This is a genomic window from Shewanella sp. H8, from assembly GCF_040285065.1.
GTDB lineage: Bacteria > Pseudomonadota > Gammaproteobacteria > Enterobacterales > Shewanellaceae > Shewanella > Shewanella polaris.
The window spans coordinates 1,929,253-1,948,377 of record NZ_CP157213.1; the positions used below are offsets into that span (position 1 = coordinate 1,929,253).

The 19,125-nt window shown below is 40.9% G+C and carries 17 protein-coding genes and 1 tRNA gene; 11 read left to right on the forward strand and 7 right to left on the reverse strand.

Annotation, left to right across the window (positions count from 1 at the left end; all coding sequences use genetic code 11):
• The first annotated feature begins 457 nt into the window (after window positions 1-457).
• From ABIS04_RS08440 to ABIS04_RS08450, 3 genes are all read left to right on the forward strand, one after another.
• Window positions 458-2,101, forward strand: a complete 1,644-nt coding sequence (locus ABIS04_RS08440) for an alpha-glucosidase family protein (RefSeq protein WP_350433160.1) — start codon at window positions 458-460, stop codon at window positions 2,099-2,101.
• A gap of 101 nt (window positions 2,102-2,202) precedes the next feature.
• Window positions 2,203-3,468, forward strand: coding sequence for a sugar MFS transporter (locus ABIS04_RS08445; RefSeq protein WP_350433161.1), 1,266 nt, complete (start codon window positions 2,203-2,205; stop codon window positions 3,466-3,468).
• Window positions 3,469-3,753: 285 nt separating this feature from the next.
• Window positions 3,754-4,968, forward strand: coding sequence for an RsmB/NOP family class I SAM-dependent RNA methyltransferase (locus tag ABIS04_RS08450; protein ID WP_350433162.1), 1,215 nt, complete (start codon window positions 3,754-3,756; stop codon window positions 4,966-4,968).
• Window positions 4,969-5,129: 161 nt separating this feature from the next.
• On the opposite strand, the gene ald is transcribed toward ABIS04_RS08450, so the two are convergent.
• Entirely contained in the window at window positions 5,130-6,245 is a 1,116-nt protein-coding gene (ald, locus tag ABIS04_RS08455) for an alanine dehydrogenase (RefSeq protein WP_350433163.1), read from the reverse strand.
• 178 nt (window positions 6,246-6,423) lie between these two features.
• Between ald and lrp the strand changes: the two genes are divergently transcribed.
• The 6 genes from lrp to serS all read left to right on the forward strand — a co-directional run bounded on the left by lrp (window position 6,424) and on the right by serS (window position 13,467).
• A complete protein-coding gene (gene lrp, locus ABIS04_RS08460; RefSeq protein ID WP_140234050.1) occupies window positions 6,424-6,921 on the forward strand; it encodes a leucine-responsive transcriptional regulator Lrp in 498 nt (165 codons plus the stop codon).
• Between the two features lie 271 nt (window positions 6,922-7,192).
• Entirely contained in the window at window positions 7,193-9,802 is a 2,610-nt protein-coding gene (locus ABIS04_RS08465) for a DNA translocase FtsK (protein WP_137220906.1), read from the forward strand.
• Window positions 9,803-9,810: 8 nt separating this feature from the next.
• Entirely contained in the window at window positions 9,811-10,455 is a 645-nt protein-coding gene (gene lolA / locus ABIS04_RS08470) for an outer membrane lipoprotein chaperone LolA (protein ID WP_350433412.1), read from the forward strand.
• 8 nt (window positions 10,456-10,463) lie between these two features.
• The gene (locus ABIS04_RS08475; RefSeq protein WP_350433164.1) at window positions 10,464-11,795 is read left to right on the forward strand and encodes a replication-associated recombination protein A; all 1,332 of its coding nucleotides are present in this window, start codon (window positions 10,464-10,466) and stop codon (window positions 11,793-11,795) included.
• The gene (crcB, locus tag ABIS04_RS08480; RefSeq protein WP_137220902.1) at window positions 11,788-12,162 is read left to right on the forward strand and encodes a fluoride efflux transporter CrcB; all 375 of its coding nucleotides are present in this window, start codon (window positions 11,788-11,790) and stop codon (window positions 12,160-12,162) included. Before ABIS04_RS08475 ends, crcB begins: the two co-directional genes overlap by 8 nt.
• An 18-nt stretch (window positions 12,163-12,180) precedes the next feature.
• On the forward strand, window positions 12,181-13,467 hold the full coding sequence (serS, locus tag ABIS04_RS08485) for a serine--tRNA ligase (protein ID WP_350433165.1): 1,287 nt from the start codon (window positions 12,181-12,183) through the stop codon (window positions 13,465-13,467).
• Window positions 13,468-13,920: 453 nt separating this feature from the next.
• On the opposite strand, the gene ABIS04_RS08490 is transcribed toward serS, so the two are convergent.
• The 6 genes from ABIS04_RS08490 to punR form a co-directional block, all read right to left on the reverse strand.
• Window positions 13,921-14,259 carry a TusE/DsrC/DsvC family sulfur relay protein gene (locus ABIS04_RS08490; protein ID WP_350433166.1) on the reverse strand — a complete coding sequence of 113 codons (339 nt, stop codon included), beginning with the start codon at window positions 14,257-14,259 and terminating at the stop codon, window positions 13,921-13,923.
• Window positions 14,253-14,561, reverse strand: coding sequence for a sulfurtransferase complex subunit TusB (gene tusB, locus ABIS04_RS08495; RefSeq protein WP_350433167.1), 309 nt, complete (start codon window positions 14,559-14,561; stop codon window positions 14,253-14,255). Before tusB ends, ABIS04_RS08490 begins: the two co-directional genes overlap by 7 nt.
• The gene (gene tusC, locus ABIS04_RS08500) at window positions 14,558-14,914 is read right to left on the reverse strand and encodes a sulfurtransferase complex subunit TusC (protein WP_350433168.1); all 357 of its coding nucleotides are present in this window, start codon (window positions 14,912-14,914) and stop codon (window positions 14,558-14,560) included. Before tusC ends, tusB begins: the two co-directional genes overlap by 4 nt.
• Before the next feature lie 19 nt (window positions 14,915-14,933).
• Window positions 14,934-15,323 carry a sulfurtransferase complex subunit TusD gene (tusD, locus tag ABIS04_RS08505; protein WP_140234057.1) on the reverse strand — a complete coding sequence of 130 codons (390 nt, stop codon included), beginning with the start codon at window positions 15,321-15,323 and terminating at the stop codon, window positions 14,934-14,936.
• Between the two features lie 65 nt (window positions 15,324-15,388).
• On the reverse strand, window positions 15,389-16,048 hold the full coding sequence (locus ABIS04_RS08510; RefSeq protein WP_350433169.1) for a Bax inhibitor-1/YccA family protein: 660 nt from the start codon (window positions 16,046-16,048) through the stop codon (window positions 15,389-15,391).
• A gap of 202 nt (window positions 16,049-16,250) precedes the next feature.
• On the reverse strand, window positions 16,251-17,153 hold the full coding sequence (gene punR / locus ABIS04_RS08515) for a DNA-binding transcriptional activator PunR (RefSeq protein WP_140234059.1): 903 nt from the start codon (window positions 17,151-17,153) through the stop codon (window positions 16,251-16,253).
• 316 nt (window positions 17,154-17,469) lie between these two features.
• Between punR and ABIS04_RS08520 the strand changes: the two genes are divergently transcribed.
• Both ABIS04_RS08520 and ABIS04_RS08525 read left to right on the forward strand, forming a co-directional pair.
• Window positions 17,470-17,559 (forward strand) — tRNA-Ser (locus tag ABIS04_RS08520).
• A gap of 160 nt (window positions 17,560-17,719) precedes the next feature.
• On the forward strand, window positions 17,720-19,102 hold the full coding sequence (locus ABIS04_RS08525) for a site-specific integrase (protein ID WP_350433170.1): 1,383 nt from the start codon (window positions 17,720-17,722) through the stop codon (window positions 19,100-19,102).
• Window positions 19,103-19,125: the final 23 nt, after the last annotated feature.

The following is a 19,125-nucleotide window of genomic DNA, read 5'->3' on the forward strand; positions in this document are numbered from 1 at the left end:
GTGTTAGTGTCCTTTTGAATTTTTGGTTACAGTCTTTTTTGTGTTTTTCCTCAGCATGCTTAATTAACTTTATAAGTGACTGCATAAGTGCTGAAGTTATGACCAAATTGTTGCGCAACAGTGACGATACTACTCCCAGTACTGTTTTGCCGACAATATTATGCATACGTATTCAACGTTATTAAGCGCTAATTATTAGCTGAATTTTACAAATTTGAAACAACTTAAAGATGCTCGATATCACAGTTAGTTTATTGTATTTATGAGATATTATTTGTATTTTTCATGTGCGTTCAGCTAATGATTTCTTTGCATACGTATGCAGGTGTATTGAACCGGATTTCCTTATTCACGTATCCTCGGGGTAATACAAAATAACGGATGGCTGTTACTCAGTCGCAACATCAAGGTAACTCACCGATTAATTTTTGGGTTGGCTTAATTCTAAGGGGAAGTAATGGATCAGGTAACTTGGTGGCGCGGCGGAGTGATATATCAAGTCTACCCCCGTAGCTTATTAGATTCTAATGGTGACGGTGTCGGTGATTTACAGGGCATTATCAATAAACTTGATTATATTGCCAGCCTAAATGTAGATGCGATTTGGATTTCACCTTTTTTTAAATCGCCAATGAAAGATTTCGGTTATGACATTAGTGATTATCTTGAAATTGATCCAATGTTTGGCACCATGGCCGACTTTGATCAACTTATCGACAAAGCTCATCAATTAAATATTAAAGTGGTGATTGACCAAGTGTTAAGCCACACCTCAGATCAACATGCTTGGTTTGAGCAAAGTCGCCAAAGTCGTGATAATGATAAAGCAGATTGGTATGTATGGGCCGACCCGAAAGATGATGGCAGTGCGCCTAATAATTGGTTGGCCATTTTTGGTGGTTGTGCATGGGAATGGGAACCTCGGCGTCAGCAATATTATTTACATAACTTTCTTAAAAGCCAACCTGATATTAATTTCTATTGCCCAGAAGTACGCCAAGCGGTATTAGACAATGTTGAGTTTTGGCTTAAAAAAGGTGTGGATGGTTTCCGTCTTGATGCGATTACTTTCTGTTATCACGACGAAAAATTGCGTGATAACCCAGCAAAACCCAAAGATAAGCGTCAAGGTCGCGGCTTTAGTGAAGATAACCCTTATGCCTACCAATATCATTATTACAACAATACTCGACCGCAAACGGTTGTCTTTATAGAACAACTGCGAGCATTAGTTAATCGTTACCCAGGTGCTGTCACTTTAGGTGAAGTGTCATCAGAAGACTCATTAGCCACCATGGCGGAATATACTCAGGGCGATGACCGTTTGCATATGGCGTACAGTTTTGAACTATTAACTGATGATTTTAATGCGGCTTATATTCGCCAAACGGTTGAAGAACTTGAAGCCAGTATTGGTGATGGTTGGCCATGTTGGGCCATAGGTAATCATGATGTGAAACGGGTTGCTTCCCGTTGGGGGAAAGACAGTACTAACACAACGATGATAAAAATGCTCAACGCGATGTTATTTTCACTACGTGGCAGTGTGTGCAGTTATCAAGGCGAAGAATTAGGCTTAACCGAAGCATCGATTGAGTTTAATCAGTTACAAGACCCATTTGGTATTGCTTTTTGGCCGATGTTTAAAGGCCGTGATGGTTGTAGAACACCCATGCCTTGGGAAAAAGATGTACCTAATGCGGGTTTTAGTGAAGCAACACCTTGGTTACCGATAGATCCTGCACACAATAATAGTGCTGTTGATGTACAAGAAGCCGATCAAGATTCAATACTGAACAGTTACCGGCATTTTTTACAGTGGCGCAAACAGCAAAATTTGTTGATTGACGGTGATATTAACTTTGTTGATAGTCATCCTGATGTACTTGCGTTTATCCGCAGCAAAGGTCAGCAACAAATGTTAGTCCTGTTTAACTTGTCTAATAATCAACAAACCTTTGAATTAGATGAGCTAACATTATCTTCGATTTTACAAGGTCATGGGTTAACCTGTGGCTTACAAGATAAGCAACATCCGGAAACTATAGTGCTACCAAGTTTTGCCAGCTTTTATGGATTGCTTACAAATTTATATGACTAAGCCGAAATACTAAGGTATTTCGGTTTTTTTAAATCATTATAAAAATCCGAAATACCGTAAATAAAAACAGCTAACAATAACTAACAAGAAGAGAGCACCTTATGGCTTCAGCAATGCAAAGTACACATCAAACAACGGCTACTGGAGGCAATGGTAATTACCGATTTGCACTAGTGTCGTTGACGTCACTGTTTTTCATGTGGGGATTTATTACCTGTTTAAACGACATTTTGATCCCGCATTTAAAAGCGGTGTTCTCATTAAATTATACCGAAGCTATGTTGATTCAATTTTGCTTCTTTGGGGCGTACTTTTTAGTTTCATTACCTGCGGGTAAGTTGGTTAAAAAATTAGGTTATCAAAAAGGTATCGTGACAGGATTGGTTATTGCCTGCATTGGTTGTCTACTGTTTTATCCTGCAGCAGCCTTTGCTACTTATGGATTGTTTCTCGGGGCCTTATTTGTATTAGCATCTGGGATCACTATTCTTCAAGTGGCAGCTAATCCCTTTGTGAATGCCTTGGGCTCAGTTGAAACAGCATCTAGTCGTTTAAACCTAACTCAAGCATTTAACGCATTAGGCACTACGGTTGCACCTTACTTTGGCGCAGTGTTGATCTTGTCGGTCGCCTCTGGTGCCGTTGATGGACTGAGTCATGCACAAGCCGAAGCTGAAGTGGTTAAGCTTCCATACCTTATTCTGGCCGGGATGCTAGGTTTACTTGCATTGATATTTTCTAAATTGAATTTACCTACAATTGCTGAACACAATGATAATTCTGATAGTGGTGTGGTCACTCATAATGGCAAAACCAGCGCCTTACAAAGCATTCATTTGGTATTGGGCGCGATTGGTATTTTTGTTTATGTTGGCGCTGAAGTGTCTATTGGCAGTTTTTTAGTGAGCTTTTTAGGCGAACAAAATGTGGCAGGCTTACAAGAAGCTGATGCGGCTAAATACATTACCTATTATTGGGGCGGGGCGATGATAGGTCGCTTTGTTGGTTCTGTGATTATGCAAAAAATCCCAGCAGGAACCATGTTAGCGTTTAACGCTTTGGTTGCAGCTGCACTGGTGCTTGTGGCAATGAACAGTACAGGTGCCGTGGCCATGTGGTCAATCTTGGCTGTAGGACTGTTTAATTCTATTATGTTCCCAACCATCTTTAGCTTAGCACTGCGAGATTTAGGACCACACACATCACAAGGTAGCGGTATATTATGTTTAGCCATTGTTGGCGGCGCAATTGTACCGTTATTACAGGGGGTGATGGCTGATAGTATGGGCCTGCAAATAGCGTTTATTTTACCCGTTGTGTGTTACGCGTTTATTTTATTTTATGGTGCTAAAGGCTCAAGAATGTAGTCCCGTATTGACAATATATTTTAATTCTAATGATCAGCGGCTTTCGGGCCGCTTTTTTGTGTCATCTTAAAACTGTTACGCTAACAACGACGATTTAATAATCAGTACATCACTGACTTTTTGATGTCTCAATACCTTGGTCACATAAAACTGTATATAGACCAATTTTTATCTATTTTAAGCAGTAGCTGTGGGGACTAAAGGCCGATATTGCCTTGCTATCAGCAGCGTTAATCCCTATGATCAGCACGTTTTTAAATTGACCGTAATATTATGAGAGAGCCCATGTTGACTTATCCGCTGTCAGGCAGTTCATCAGAGTTAGTATTAAATGTACTCACTATGGTGTTAACCCGAGGAAAACCATTAGATAGAGCCTATTCAGAGCATTTTTCTGGTTTAACCCTTAATCCATCAGAACAAGCTCGGATCACCCAAGTCACTGGCGATATTTTACGTCGTTTAAATTTATATTGTTTTCTGGTTGATATTAAACCAGAAGAATTTGATCGTTTAGGATCTAAACTACTCAATGGCTGGCATATTTTTCACGGCTTAGATTTACCTAAAATGCAGTATTCGTTGCAAGTTGAACAAGCCGTGTTTGATGCTAACCTTGAACTCGCAAAGGCTGATCCAGTGTTGTGGGATGGCTGTCCACAATGGTTGGATGAACTTGGGCAAGCTCAACTTGGTGATAAGTGGCCTGCTGAACGCGCAGCACTTGCTGAGCAACCTAAGCGTTATCTACGTGTGAATGAACTTAAATGTGATCGAGAAAAACTGATTGCTCGTCTGCAAAAAGAAGGCGTAACCTCTGTACCGTTAAGTGATGTAGCCTCTGCGGTTGAGGTGACATCAGACTCAGCATTGTTCCGTACAGATGCATTTAAAGATGGCTGGTTTGAACAACAAGATGCTGGTTCGCAGTTAGTTGCTAATGCAGTGGATGCTAAACCGGGTATGCGTGTTGTTGATGCTTGTGCTGGCGCGGGTGGTAAAACATTACATATTGCAGCACAAATGCAAGGTAAGGGCCGTTTATTAGCCATGGATATAGAGCAATGGAAACTCGATAACCTTAAAACCCGTGCTAAACGTGCTGGTGCACATAACGTTGAAACACGTATTATTGCCAGTTCAAAAACCATTAAACGCCTTAAGTTTTCTGCTGATCGAGTGTTGTTAGACGTGCCTTGTTCAGGGCTTGGGGTATTAAAACGAAACCCAGATTCAAAATGGCGTGATACCCCAGAGCGTTTGCCAATATTGGTTGAACTGCAAAAGCATATTTTGCAAAGCTACAGTCGCATGGTCAAAGTAGGAGGCATATTAATTTATGCAACTTGCTCCATTATGCCAGAAGAGAATCGTAATCAAATCGATGCATTTCTAGCAGAAAATCCGCAGTTTACCCTTATCGAAGATGAAAATATCTTGGTGTCAGAGCGTGGATTTGATGGTTTCTATTTGGCCAAAATGGAACGTCTATCTGAATAAACGTTATATAGACTTTGGTTTTTATGCTTTGTAATAAGATGATTTTCTAATTATTGTCAATATTATCTCTGAGCATGTAATGTTTACTCAAATAAAAATGCCGCATTAAATATGCGGCATTTTTGTCAATCTAGATAGGTATTTATTATCTCGACCTGAAATTAGTTAAGCATGCTTGTAGGTTCAGTGAACTCAAGATTTAATGCTTCAGCTACTTCTTTACAAACTATCTTACCGTGGATAACGTTTAAGCCATTTAATAAATGTTTGTCATTTAATAATGCCTGTTTGTAACCTAAGTTAGCTAACTTAATAATATAAGGTAGAGTGGCATTGTTTAATGCGAATGTAGACGTTCGCGCAACAGCACCTGGCATGTTAGCTACGCAGTAATGTACTACGTCATCAACAATAAACGTTGGGTCTTGGTGAGTAGTAGCGTGTGATGTTTCAACACAACCACCTTGGTCAATAGCAACGTCAACAATCGCACTACCTGGTTTCATACGCTTAATCATGTCTTTAGTCACCAATTTTGGCGCAGCAGCACCTGGGACTAATACACCACCAATAACAAGATCGGCTTCTAACACATGGCGTTCAATCGCATCAGCTGTTGAGTAAATCGCTTTAACTGCAGAACCAAATTGAACATTTAAACGGCGTAAAGCATCAATGCTTCGGTCTAATACCACTACGTCGGCACCCATACCAACAGCCATTTGTGCTGCGTTAGTACCAACCATACCGCCGCCGATAATCACAACTTTTGCTGGCTCAACACCAGGAACACCACCAAGTAACATACCACGGCCACCCAATGATTTTTCAAGTGCGCGGGCACCCGCTTGAATCGACATGCGGCCTGCTACTTCTGACATTGGAGCGAGTAGGGGTAATCCACCACGGTCATCAGTGACTGTTTCATAAGCAATACACACAGCACCGCTACTGATTAAATCTTTTGTTTGTGGTAAATCTGGTGCAAGATGCAAATAAGTAAACAGAATTTGGTCTTGACGTAACATTGAACGTTCAATTGCAAGTGGCTCTTTAACTTTAACTATCATCTCCGACTTTACAAACACTTCAGCAGCTGTTGCTAAAATCGAGGCGCCTGCGTCAATATAGTCTTGATCTGTAAATCCAATACCTAAACCCGCTTCTGATTGAATAAATACATCGTGACCTTTATTGGTCAATTCGCGAACGCTTGAAGGAACCATACCTACACGGTATTCATGGTTTTTGATTTCTGTTGGAACACCAATAATCATTTTTTGAGCCTCGATTGAAATAAAACCCACTCAGGTGGGTTTAGTTGTTATAAATTGTGACCTGATCGTGTTACCTTCAGGTAACTCTAGTATAGTGTTGCTTTAGTAGATTATGCTGCTATAGTTTCTAAAATAATAGAGTTAAATATTGTTTTATGGATAAAACAAGGTTAAATATATGGCAAATAATAAAAGCTTTTCAGTGAAAGATTTAGACCGCATTGATCGTAACATTTTGAATGAGCTGCAAACGGATGGTCGTATTTCAAATGTTGAACTATCAAAACGAGTAGGATTAAGCCCTACACCCTGTTTAGAAAGAGTGAAAAGACTAGAAAAACAGAAGTTTATTACAGGCTATACCGCAACGGTTAACCCACATTTTCTTGGTGCATCGTTATTAGTGTTTGTAGAGATTACCCTTAATCGTGATACTCCTGATATATTTGACCGATTCAACCGCGCGGTTCAATTGCTTGATGATATTCAAGAATGTCATTTAGTCTCTGGTGATTTTGATTATTTATTAAAAACAAGAGTGTCAGATATGTCGGCATATCGGCGTTTATTAGGTGAAACCCTACTTAAACTTCCTTCAATATCAGATACTCGTACTTATGTTGTAATGGAAGAGGTTAAACAAACCAGTAAAGTTGCGTTGTACAATTTAGGTTAATGACTTCGGCTGCAATACCAGCCAAACCAGCAAACCCTGAATGGTGAATTATCTTCCGTTGTTGGAAGTCATATTCACCATTTTTGTTTTGTATTGCTTGTGCTGAAAAACTAACCAAGTATAGATTTATTTGTAATGCTTTTGAGTTTTAGGATTAATTCGACATAACAATCGATTGAGCTTCATATAATCAAGGTGCATAATCACTGCAAATACAGTGATATTCTGTTATATTACTCCTTATTTTTCACTCTTTTATGGATGTTTTCGTTTGACTCAGGAAAATAGTCTAAGAACACTCAGTGGCCTACAACGGTTACTTGAAGGTGGTTTAATTCTTTGTTGCATGGTTGCAACCTACATTCTATTGGCGCTGTCCAGTTTTAACCCGAATGATCCGGGCTGGAGTCAGTCGCATTTTCAAGGTGAAATCCACAATTGGACCGGTGCCGTTGGCGCATGGACCGCTGATGTGCTGTTTTATTTTTTTGGTTTTATGGCCTTTTTAATTCCCATTATTATTGCCACTACAGGCTGGTTTATTTTTAATCGTGCACATCGCTTATTCGAAATAGACTTTTTTTCTGTTGGGTTAAGAATCATTGGCTTTATTCTCATGTTGTTGGCTTTGGCTGCGCTGTTCAGTATGAATGCCGATAATATGTTTGTTTTTTCTGCTGGTGGTGTTGCTGGTGATGTGATCAGTCAGGCAATGTTGCCCTACTTTAATAAGTTAGGTACCACATTATTATTAATGTGTTTTATTGGTGCCGGCTTTACCTTAGCTACCGGTATTAGTTGGTTAACCATTATAGAGTTAACGGGGTTAGGGGCTATTTGGTGTGCCAAAAAATTATGGTCGCTACCGCAATTATTTAAACATGAACGTGAAACCGAAGACACTAAAGGTTTTATGTCATTAGTGGATAAGTTTACCCAGCGTCGTGATGAAATCGATCAACATGATCAACCGTCAATAGACGTTGAACCCGCTGTGGACATTCCTGCAATTGCTGAAAAGAAACGCCGCTTTTTTAGTCGTAAAGCAAAACCGACAGAAGATATCATAGTTTCAGACATTGATGACCAAGAGCTTGATGTCGATGATATTGATGAGCGCCAAGAGCCGTCGATGCAACTTGATAACGATGAAGCACCATTTGCACCTTGGATAGCCAGTAAAGATGATGTCAATATTGATGACCAGGACATCAATGACGGCGCTATCAATAACCCAGATTTAACTGACGATTCATTTGATGAAGCCTTTGCTAAACCTCATTCAACTGGCGCTTTAGTCGCACAAAAACAGCCTAAAAAAGAAGTCAAGATTGTTGATGGCGTTGTGGTGATTGATGGGCAAAGCCCACAAGTACGTCAAAAGATGGATCCACTCCCCAGCATTACCTTACTCGATGTTCCTGATCGTAAGAAAAACCCTATTAGTGAAGCAGAGTTAGATCAGGTAGCTCGGTTAGTTGAACTTAAATTGGCAGATTTTAACATTATCGCCAATGTAGTAGGGGTGTACCCTGGGCCTGTTATTACCCGTTTTGAACTTGAATTAGCGCCAGGGGTTAAAGCGTCTAAAATCACTAATTTATCCAAAGATTTGGCTCGTTCATTATTGTCCGAAAACGTGCGCGTTGTTGAAGTCATTCCAGGTAAAGCCTACGTAGGCCTAGAGTTACCTAATAAATTTCGTGAAACAGTCTTTATGCGTGATGTACTAGATTCAGCAGCCTTTAAAGAAAGTAAATCAAGCTTGTCAATGGTGTTAGGCCAAGACATTGCTGGCGATCCAGTCGTGGTTGATTTAGGCAAAATGCCGCATCTATTGGTTGCAGGAACCACAGGTTCTGGTAAGTCGGTGGGTGTGAACGCGATGATCACCAGTTTACTGTATAAATCGGGCCCTGATGATGTTCGTTTTATTATGATTGACCCTAAAATGCTTGAATTGTCTGTGTATGAAGGTATTCCACATTTATTGTGTGAAGTTGTTACCGACATGAAAGAAGCGGCCAATGCACTGCGCTGGTGTGTAGGCGAAATGGAACGCAGATATAAACTAATGTCGGCATTAGGGGTGCGTAACCTTAAAGGTTACAACATAAAAATTAAAGAAGCGGCAGCCAAAGGCGAGTACATTCCCGATCCATTATGGAAGTCGTCAGAAAGCATGTTAGACGATGCGCCGCCGTTAGAAAAACTGCCTTCTATTGTGGTTGTTGTCGACGAATTTGCAGACATGATCATGATCGTAGGTAAAAAAGTAGAAGAACTGATAGCCCGTATCGCGCAAAAAGCTCGAGCGGCAGGTATTCACTTAATATTAGCAACACAACGTCCATCAGTTGATGTGATCACTGGTTTGATTAAAGCCAATATTCCGACTCGTATAGCTTTCCAAGTATCGTCACGTATTGATTCTCGTACTATCCTTGATCAACAGGGCGCAGAAACGCTGTTAGGAATGGGTGATATGTTGTATTTGCCACCGGGTACGGGTTTGCCAAATCGTGTTCACGGGGCATTTATTGATGATCACGAAGTTCATAAAGTTGTTGCAGACTGGTGCGCTCGTGGTAAGCCGCAATATGTTGAAGAAATTCTTAATGGCGCTACCGATGGTGAACAGGTGTTGTTACCTGGTGAAACCTCAGACAGCGAAGAAGAGTTGGACGCTTTATATGATGATGCCGTGGCATTTGTGACCGAAACTCGCCGTGGTTCAATTTCTAGCGTGCAACGTAAATTTAAAATTGGTTACAATCGCGCCGCCCGTATTATTGAAATGATGGAAAGCCAAGGTATTGTGACAGCCCAAGGCCACAATGGTAATCGTGAAGTGTTAGCTCCGCCACCACCGAGGAATTAATGGTAATGATGAACAAACGTTTTGCGGTATTAAGTCTATTATTGACCACAAGTTTAAGTTGTTTTGCCGCTACGGCTGATGACGCAACCGAATTACGCGCCAAGTTATCAAAGATTGATAGCTTACATGCGACATTTGCCCAGCAAGTGACAGACATAAACAATAAGCCCATTCAAATCGGAAGCGGTGTATTTGCGCTTGCGTATCCTAATCAATTTTACTGGCATTTAACTCAGCCAGATGAGTCATTGATTGTGGCTGACGGTGCTAATTTGTGGATTTTTAATCCCTTTGCCGAAGAAGTCACTGTGATGGATGTGGCCCAAGCGGTCGATGCATCACCAATGGCTTTATTGGTTCATCGAGATGAAGCGACATGGGCTAAATACTCAGTTATCAAGCAAGACGTTAAAGGCACATTACATTGTTTTGATATCCAACCTAAAAAGCTCAATAGCAATGTGGTTGCGGTAAGTGTGTGTTTCGACGCGGATCAATTAGTTAAATTTAACTTAACTGATGAACAAGGAAACTTGAGCCAATTTACATTAACTCAGCAGCGCTTAGTAAAAGATAACGAAGCCGATATCTTTAAGTTTGCCGTGCCTGATAACGTTGATATAGACGATCAACGTTTAAAGCAAACTAACTAGGTTGTTTGATGGCTAATTTAGGTTTTGATTTTGCCCCAGACTTTCGCCCCTTGGCTGCTCGCATGCGCCCAAGAGACATTAGCGAATATATCGGTCAGGCACATTTGTTGGGTGAAGGTCAGCCACTGCGTAAAGCTCTGGAAGCTAACCGCGCACATTCAATGTTGCTGTGGGGGCCGCCAGGGACAGGAAAAACAACTTTAGCAGAATTAATTGCTCATTATGCCAACGCCCATGTTGAACGTATATCCGCGGTCACATCGGGTGTAAAAGACATTCGTGCAGCAATAGAACAAGCAAAAGCTATCGCTCAAAGTCGTGGTCAACGTACCTTATTATTTGTTGACGAAGTCCACCGTTTTAATAAAAGCCAGCAAGATGCTTTTCTACCCTTTATTGAAGATGGTACGGTTATTTTTATTGGTGCAACCACCGAAAACCCCTCATTTGAAATCAATAACGCCTTATTATCTCGGGCGCGTGTTTACCTTATTAATCGCTTAACCTCAGACGAAATTAGTTTAATTGTCACTCAAGCATTAACCGATGTTGAACGCGGTTTAGGCAAACGCCAGTTAACACTACCTGCCGATGTCACTAAGCAGCTTGCAGATATTAGCGATGGCGATGCTCGTAAAGCGCTTAACTTGCTGGAACTCATGAGTGATTTAGTCAGCGATGGCGGCGAATTTACCACCGAAATGCTCACTCAAGTCGCTGGACATCAAGCTGCGGGTTACGATAAAAATGGTGATCAATTTTACGATTTAATTTCAGCCGTGCATAAGTCAGTACGGGGCTCAGCACCCGATGCCGCTTTGTACTGGTATTGCCGAATTTTAGAAGGTGGTGGCGATGCTTTGTATGTTGCACGTCGATTACTGGCTATAGCCTCAGAAGACATTGGTAATGCCGATCCCGTTGCCATGACGGTTGCATTAAACGCGTGGGATTGTTATCACCGCATAGGCCCTGCCGAAGGTGAACGTGCTATTGCACAAGCTGTTTTATACATGGCCAGTGCGCCCAAAAGTAATGCCGTTTATAGCGCATTTAACCAAGCTAGAGAGTTAGCCAAACAAACGGGACACGAACCCGTTCCTAATCATCTGCGTAATGCGCCAACCAAATTGATGAAAGAAATCGGTTTTGGTAAAGAATATCGATATGCACATAATGAGCCGGCTGCTTATGCCGCAGGTGAAAATTACTTCCCTGAGTCATTACAACATAGCCAATTTTATCAGCCCACTAATAGAGGTTTTGAGAAACGCATTCAAGACAAAATGGCACAATTGAGCCTGCTTGATCAGCAAAGTGAGGACAAACGCTATGATTAATGTGTTGCTCGTTGCATTAGGAGGCTCAATTGGTGCAGTTTTACGCTATCTTTTGTCAATTTTTATGATCCAGCTATTTGGAAGCAGTTTTCCTTTTGGTACACTGTTAGTCAATCTATTGGGATCGTTTTTAATGGGCGCCGTTTATACATTAGGGCAGCTGAGTCATGTTAGCCCTGAAATAAAATCGCTTGTCGGCATAGGCCTATTAGGCGCGTTAACCACGTTTTCGACTTTCTCAAATGAAACCTTATTGCTATTGCAAGAAGGCTTATGGTTTAAAGCTATTTTAAATGTGTTGTTGAATGTCACCTTATGTCTCTTTATGGTGTATTTAGGTCAACAACTTATACTTTCTCGCGTTTAACTTAAAAGAATTAACAACATGCTAGATCCAAAATTTTTGCGTAATGAACTTGAAATCACCGCTGAGCGTTTAGCCACTCGTGGCTTTATTCTTGATGTCGATAATTTGACCAAGCTTGAAGAAAAGCGTAAATCGCTTCAGGTTGCTACAGAAGACTTACAAGCGTCGCGTAATGCGATATCGAAGTCGATTGGTCAAGCTAAAGCACGCGGCGAAGATACTAGTTCGATTATGGCGCAAGTGGGTGATTTAGGTGCACAGCTAGATGCTAAAAAAGCTGAGCTGGCAGAGTTGTTACAACAAATTCAAAGCTTAGCGATGAGCATGCCAAATTTGCCAGATGAATCAGTACCCATTGGTGCAGATGAAAATGACAATGTTGAAGTACGTCGTTGGGGCACACCTAAGGAATTCGATTTTGAAGTCAAAGATCATCTCGATCTTGGTGAAGCGTTAGGCGGATTAGATTTTAAAAGCGCGGTAAAAATTACCGGTTCACGCTTTATTGTTATGCGGGGGCAAATTGCCCGTTTAAATCGTGCCATTGGCCAGTTTATGTTAGACCTGCACACCACTGAACATGGTTATACTGAATGCTATGTGCCGTTATTGGTTAATGAAGAAAGCTTGTTGGGCACAGGGCAATTACCTAAGTTTGGTGAAGACTTATTCCACACTAAACCTGCTACAGAAGAAGGCCAAGGTCTTTCACTTATTCCAACCGCTGAAGTGCCGTTAACTAACTACGTGCGCGACATGATAGTGGATGAAAGCGAACTGCCAATGAAAATGACAGCCTTAACGTCATGTTTTAGAAGTGAAGCGGGCTCTTATGGTCGTGATACCCGTGGTTTGATCCGCCAGCATCAATTTGACAAAGTAGAATTAGTACAAATTGCTCACCCAGATAATTCAATGCAAGCCCTAGACGACATTACTGCCAATGCAGAAAGAGTATTGCAGTTGTTAGATTTACCATACCGCACTATGGTGTTATGTACTGGTGATATGGGCTTTGGCTCAAGCAAAACCTTTGATATTGAAGTATGGTTACCGGCGCAAAATACTTACCGTGAAATTTCATCTTGTTCAAACATGAAAGATTTCCAAGCGCGTAGAATGCAAGCTAGATATCGCAGTAAAATCGATAACAAGCCTGCTTTATTGCACACCTTAAATGGTTCTGGTTTAGCGGTCGGCCGTACATTAGTGGCTGTACTTGAAAATTATCAAAATCAAGATGGCACCATTACAGTACCAAGCGTTTTACGTCCATACATGGGCGGGTTAAGTGTGATTGGCTAATAGTATTATTTGCAAATTGCATTTTTGCTAGTCGTATTCCATATTGGTTGCGGCTAGCTTTTTAACACTTTGTGGTAAAAGTCAGATGTGTTGATGGTAATTTATTAATATTGTAAGGCGTAAATAGGTGTTGCAACCAAGCATGCTAGAGCGCATCATGCATATTAATTCTACATTGTATTGAAAATGGTGTGACACTCTAAGTCGATCACTTATTTATAAGGATTGGTACAACCAGTCATGGCTTCAAGTCGGCGTGATAATCGTAGGCTTCTCTATTCATTAGTTATCTTTTTCTTTCTCTCATTGGTAATTATTGAATTAGCTCAAGCAGCATTTATAGTACTAGAAAATATTTTTCCCAAATAACCCCAAATGGGTTATTAAATTTGATAAGTCATAAAAAATCCCGCTTAAGGTACCTTAAGCGGGATTTTTTGTAAGTTTTCTGCGTTATAAGCATTTTGCTGGTTTAGGTAAACCGGCAATTTTGGTCGCTTGCTTAGCAGGTCCAATTGGAAACAAGGTATACAAATATTTAGAATTACCTTTATCTGCCCCTAAACGTTGACCAATAGCTTTAACCAATACTCGAATGGCTGGGCTAGTTTTGTACTCAAGATAAAAATCACGCACAAAACGGATAACTTCCCAGTGTTGTTCGGTTAACTCAATATTCTCCGTTGCTGCAATAACAACGGCCATTGACTCTTGCCAGTCTGATACATTCTTTAAATAACCTTGATGATCAGTTTCAATTTTCTGGCCATTAAATTCAAAAAATTTTACCAAGTGATCACCTTATCGTGTAACAAAGATTGCTCAACAAATTGTGAATAATCAATAATATCAAAACTGCTGGTTGTGTTATTGGCAAAGATAATCATCAAGCGATCAACTAAGCCTCTTGCTACAACATCATCTTGTAACACAAACAGCTTTACGTCTGTTAAAGCTTGTTGCCACTGGGTTTGTAATAAACAATTCACCGCATCGCTAGACAATAAAACACTGTCTGTAGGGTGCATATACCGTAGGCACGTAGTTAAGGCGTCGTCGGTCATTGCAGACGTTTGGATATGATGTAATATCAAAATACTAACACCTCATCGGCCGCTTGCAAGGTTTGGGTTATCACCTCTGGTGTGACCACTGTAGCGGGAATACTAAGATCATCGGGTTGTAGCCCTAATGTGGTCATAGATACTGCACACACTAAAACGGTATCAATATCATAAAGAGATAACGCTTTAAACGCCGACACATAATCTTTAGACCCAGCCTGTTCGGGCGTTTGCCCTGCCAGTAAATGTAATACAGCTTCATTGGTAAATACCAGACTCACTTGTTGCTCGAAGCTTGCGCTAAGCATGGCAAAATCTAACCCTTCACGTGTACTTGTGGCGCCAAAAGGGGCATGCCTAAAAATAATCACCAGTGATTTCATCGTCTATTCCACTCATACCTTAAAAGCTAATCAATCTATCTGCTTGTTCAATACCAACCACTAATTCACCTAAACCGCCCATTGTAAACGTTTCGCTGCTATTCCATTGTGGTTTACCATTCTCAACCGCATCTGGTGCAGACAATATGCCGCGCCGCAGAGCCGCTGACACACAATTGGTTAGTGGTATTGAATGTTGTGATGACAATGATCGCCAATTGGAATGCATATCAATTTCGTCAGATGCAGGACAGGTGAGGGCGTTACTGTTGGTTACGCCATCTTGATAGAAAAAGACGTTGATAATTTGATGGCCATTAGCTAATGCGCTTTGGCAAAATGATAACGCGCGAAAACTGGCTGTAGAGCCATAAACGCTGCCGTTTACTTGAATGATGAATTTGCTCATTATAAAAAAAATGACCCTAATGTAGGGTCATTTTAACGTAATTTACCGATGAACTCTATCGACGATTAATCGTCGCTGCCAATACCCATTAAATGTAACAGGCTTATGAACAAGTTTAAAAAGTCTAAGTACAATGAAATCGTCGCACGAACGTAGTTTGTTTCGCCGCCATTCACGATACGACTGGTGTCATATAGAATAAAGCCAGTCATTAACAATGCAATACCGGCATTCATTGCCATAAATAATATTGAGCTACCAACGAATATATTGATGACCATAGCACCGATCATTACTAATAAACCCGCAAATAAGAAGCCGCCCATAAATGAGAAGTCTTTCTTAGTGGTTAGCGCATACGCTGAAAGCGACACGAAAATGATAGAAGTTAAGCCTAACGCCTGCATAATTAAGCCAGGACCATTTGCCATACCAGCATAATGGTTAAGAATATAACCGAGCGACGCGCCTTGCATGCCTGTAAAAGCAAATACCCAAAATATAGCTGCAGCACTGTCGGCTTTTTTTAGGGTGACAAATAATAACACTAAGCTACCTAGCGATAAGCCTAAAGACATCATCGGCCCAAGGTTGATAGCCATAGCTAAACCCGCGGTTACAGCAGAAAAAGCCAATGTCATCGCAAGAAGCATGTAAGTGTTTTTTAACAGTTTATTGACTTCGGTCGTCGATAGACTGGGTGATATTACAGATTGTTGATTCATTATCGTCTCCAGGTGTTAACTCAATGATTTGCTCAACGAGAAAAAATATTTTTCACTCTGAAGCTAAATCCTTTTTTATAGGGTAAGCAATGTACATTAAACAAAAATTAATTCATAACAAACATCATCTTAATAGTCGCTAATTTAACATAAACGCTTGTATAAGTAATGTTATTAACAAAAACATATTTAAGTTGTTAAATTAACTAAGCCATTCTTTTTTTAATTTTTCGGTATCGCCTAGGTGATCAATCACCCACTGCATAGCTGGGGTCATATTGGCATTATTCCATGCCAAACAGCAGGCGGTGTCTTGCTTTGGTGTGGCGAGCTGTTTTTCTATCAGCGCACCGGCTTTAATAAAAATATCAGCCAAATGATATGGCATATAGCCCACACCTAAGCCTTCTCTGAAACAATTTATCGCTCTGATCCAATCGGGTACCACAATTCTGCGTTGATTATTCAACAACCAATTTGGTCTATGGGCAATATTATGAGCAGTATCTTGCAAGCATATTGACGGATATTGTAATAACTCTTCATCTGTTAACGCATGTTCTGCTTTGGCTAACGGGTGATTTTTACCGACTAAAAATGACCACTGGATCATCCCCATATCACGCGACTTAAAGGTGCCACCCACTGGAATGCTTGAGGTTGCCCCTATGGCGATATCGCTCTTGCCTGTGGACAATGCTTCCCACACACCGTTATACACTTCTAAGCGTATTATCAATTCGATATCGGTAAAATGGCGATAAAAATCAGCAATTAAGCCACTAATTTTGTCAGCACGAACCATGTTGTCAATTGCAATTGACAGCGAAGGACGCCAGCCATTGGCAACTTTTTGAGTATCTCGTTTAATGTTATTTAGTTTGGTCATGATCTCGCGCGACTGCGCGACAAAATGTTCACCCGCAGGAGTTAAACTGACACTACGATGGTGGCGCTCAAACAGTATTACCCCTAAATCATCTTCAATTTGTTTAATGGCATAACTCACCGCAGAGGGCACTTTATTCAACTTATTGGCTGCGGCGGTAAAACTGCCCACACGGGCAACAATATCTATCATTTCGAATGCTTGTTCTGAAAGCATCTCGCTATCCTTGGCATTGGCAAAATTACTTGCTGTAAAGGTAAACATTAAGCCTAATCAAATCAAGCAAAGTCACCATTATCGGCGCTTTAATAGCATTTTTAATGGTAAAAATGCTCACCTTAAGTTGATTAGCTATATTCGACTATCATCGAACTCGTTTTAGCGCTTCGCAAGTTGTGGATGCTTAACCATAAGGAATACAGTACCTCGATACCGCAATCGCCGTTAACTTGCGTGTTTAATCACCACTTAACAAAATATTTGCATTTTACCCTTTACACAAAACAGTCATTGGCATATTATTCGCCCGCTCGGAGGGATGGCAGAGTGGTCGAATGCACCGGTCTTGAAAACCGGCAACGGTTTATCCCGTTCTAGGGTTCAAATCCCTATCCCTCCGCCACATTCTAAAGCAAAAAAGCCATTGATAATCAATGGCTTTTTTGCTTTCTAGCATTTGAAAAATCATATTCTCAGACCCAAAACGGATGACTGAGACATATGTACCCGCATTTGTAGATAAAAGCTGAGCCACAAATTGTACCTATTACACCCGCATGGTGTTGCCTGCTTCTCTACGTGATAAAGGCTTCGCTGCCGACATCAAAGTATCCTTACTCACTAAACAGCGCTCAATCGCTATTGGACGTAACCTTGTGGTTGCGGGTATCTTACGACCATTAATCAGTAGCTTAACGCCACAATCACAGCCAGATGTATTTAAAGCACACGTTAATCAATTGATTAATGATGCCCGTGTAGGCTTTGTTGGGGTATCAGATACGCTTGATGATAACGCCAAGCCAGTGCGGGAAATTACCCAGTTTATGCCCACTCGGCCAACGCAATTAGCCCATAAGAGTGCGACATATGACAATTATCCCTCATCAACAAACTTGGCTTTTTCAAATTGTTCGGATAGTAAAAAGCAAACAAATTCAGTCGCTAACATCACATTGACGGATGCACTAATTAAATTTATTGCGTCTAAACAAAAGCAGTCTGTCTCAGTGTTAACGGTAAAGCAGCTAAATCAACGTATAGGCCACTTTATTGAGCGAACCCATCTAGATGATGTATTCGACATAACGAGCGCTGAGGCGATGGAATACAAGGATTGTTTACTTGAAGAAGGCCGAACCCACAAAAGCAATAAAGACTACCTGGCGGCGGTGTCGCAGTTCTTTAAATGGTGCAAACTGATGCGTTACACCAGCGCTAACCCATTTGATGAAGTGAAACTGTCCAAGCCAAGCAACCAAGCAGGGCATGATTTAGCGCGTCAGCGTTGGCAGCCTGAGCAATTAAAACACGTACTGCAATCACAAGACTTTATCGACAAAAGCCAAGACTTTAAATGGATAACGCTATTGATGCTGTATCACGGTTTACGACCTTCTGAAGCCTGTCAACTACACAGCAATGATATAACCGTCATCGATGGTATCAACGTCATTCACGTCACCAATGATGGCATGAGCCAACAACTCAAGACCGCACAGTCAAAACGAACCGTTCCGCTGCATCAAAAATTGATAGAACTCGGTTTTATAGATTTCGTTCACACCATTACTGACCGAACATCAAAAAGCTATCACATAAAAAATAGTCCGTTAAAAAGCGGCCAGTTAACAAGCTGTCCGTTATTTCATTATCAACCCAGTAGCGATGGTGTTTGGTCACATAAGTTTTGCCGTGAATTTGGCAAATTACTCGACCAACTACACTTTATTGCAGGTAAACGACCTAGAGCCTATTCATTCCGTCACACCTTTATTGATGAGCTTAAACAACTACAAATTGAAGAATCGATGGTGGCACAGCTTGTTGGACACGCTTATCACAACATCACCTATGGGCGATACGGTAAGCAATATGATGTCAAAACACTCAAGCCAATGGTAGATAAAGTTGAGTACGCGTTGAATTTGTTACAACCCATATAAAGCGTTTGATTGAAAAGGGGTCA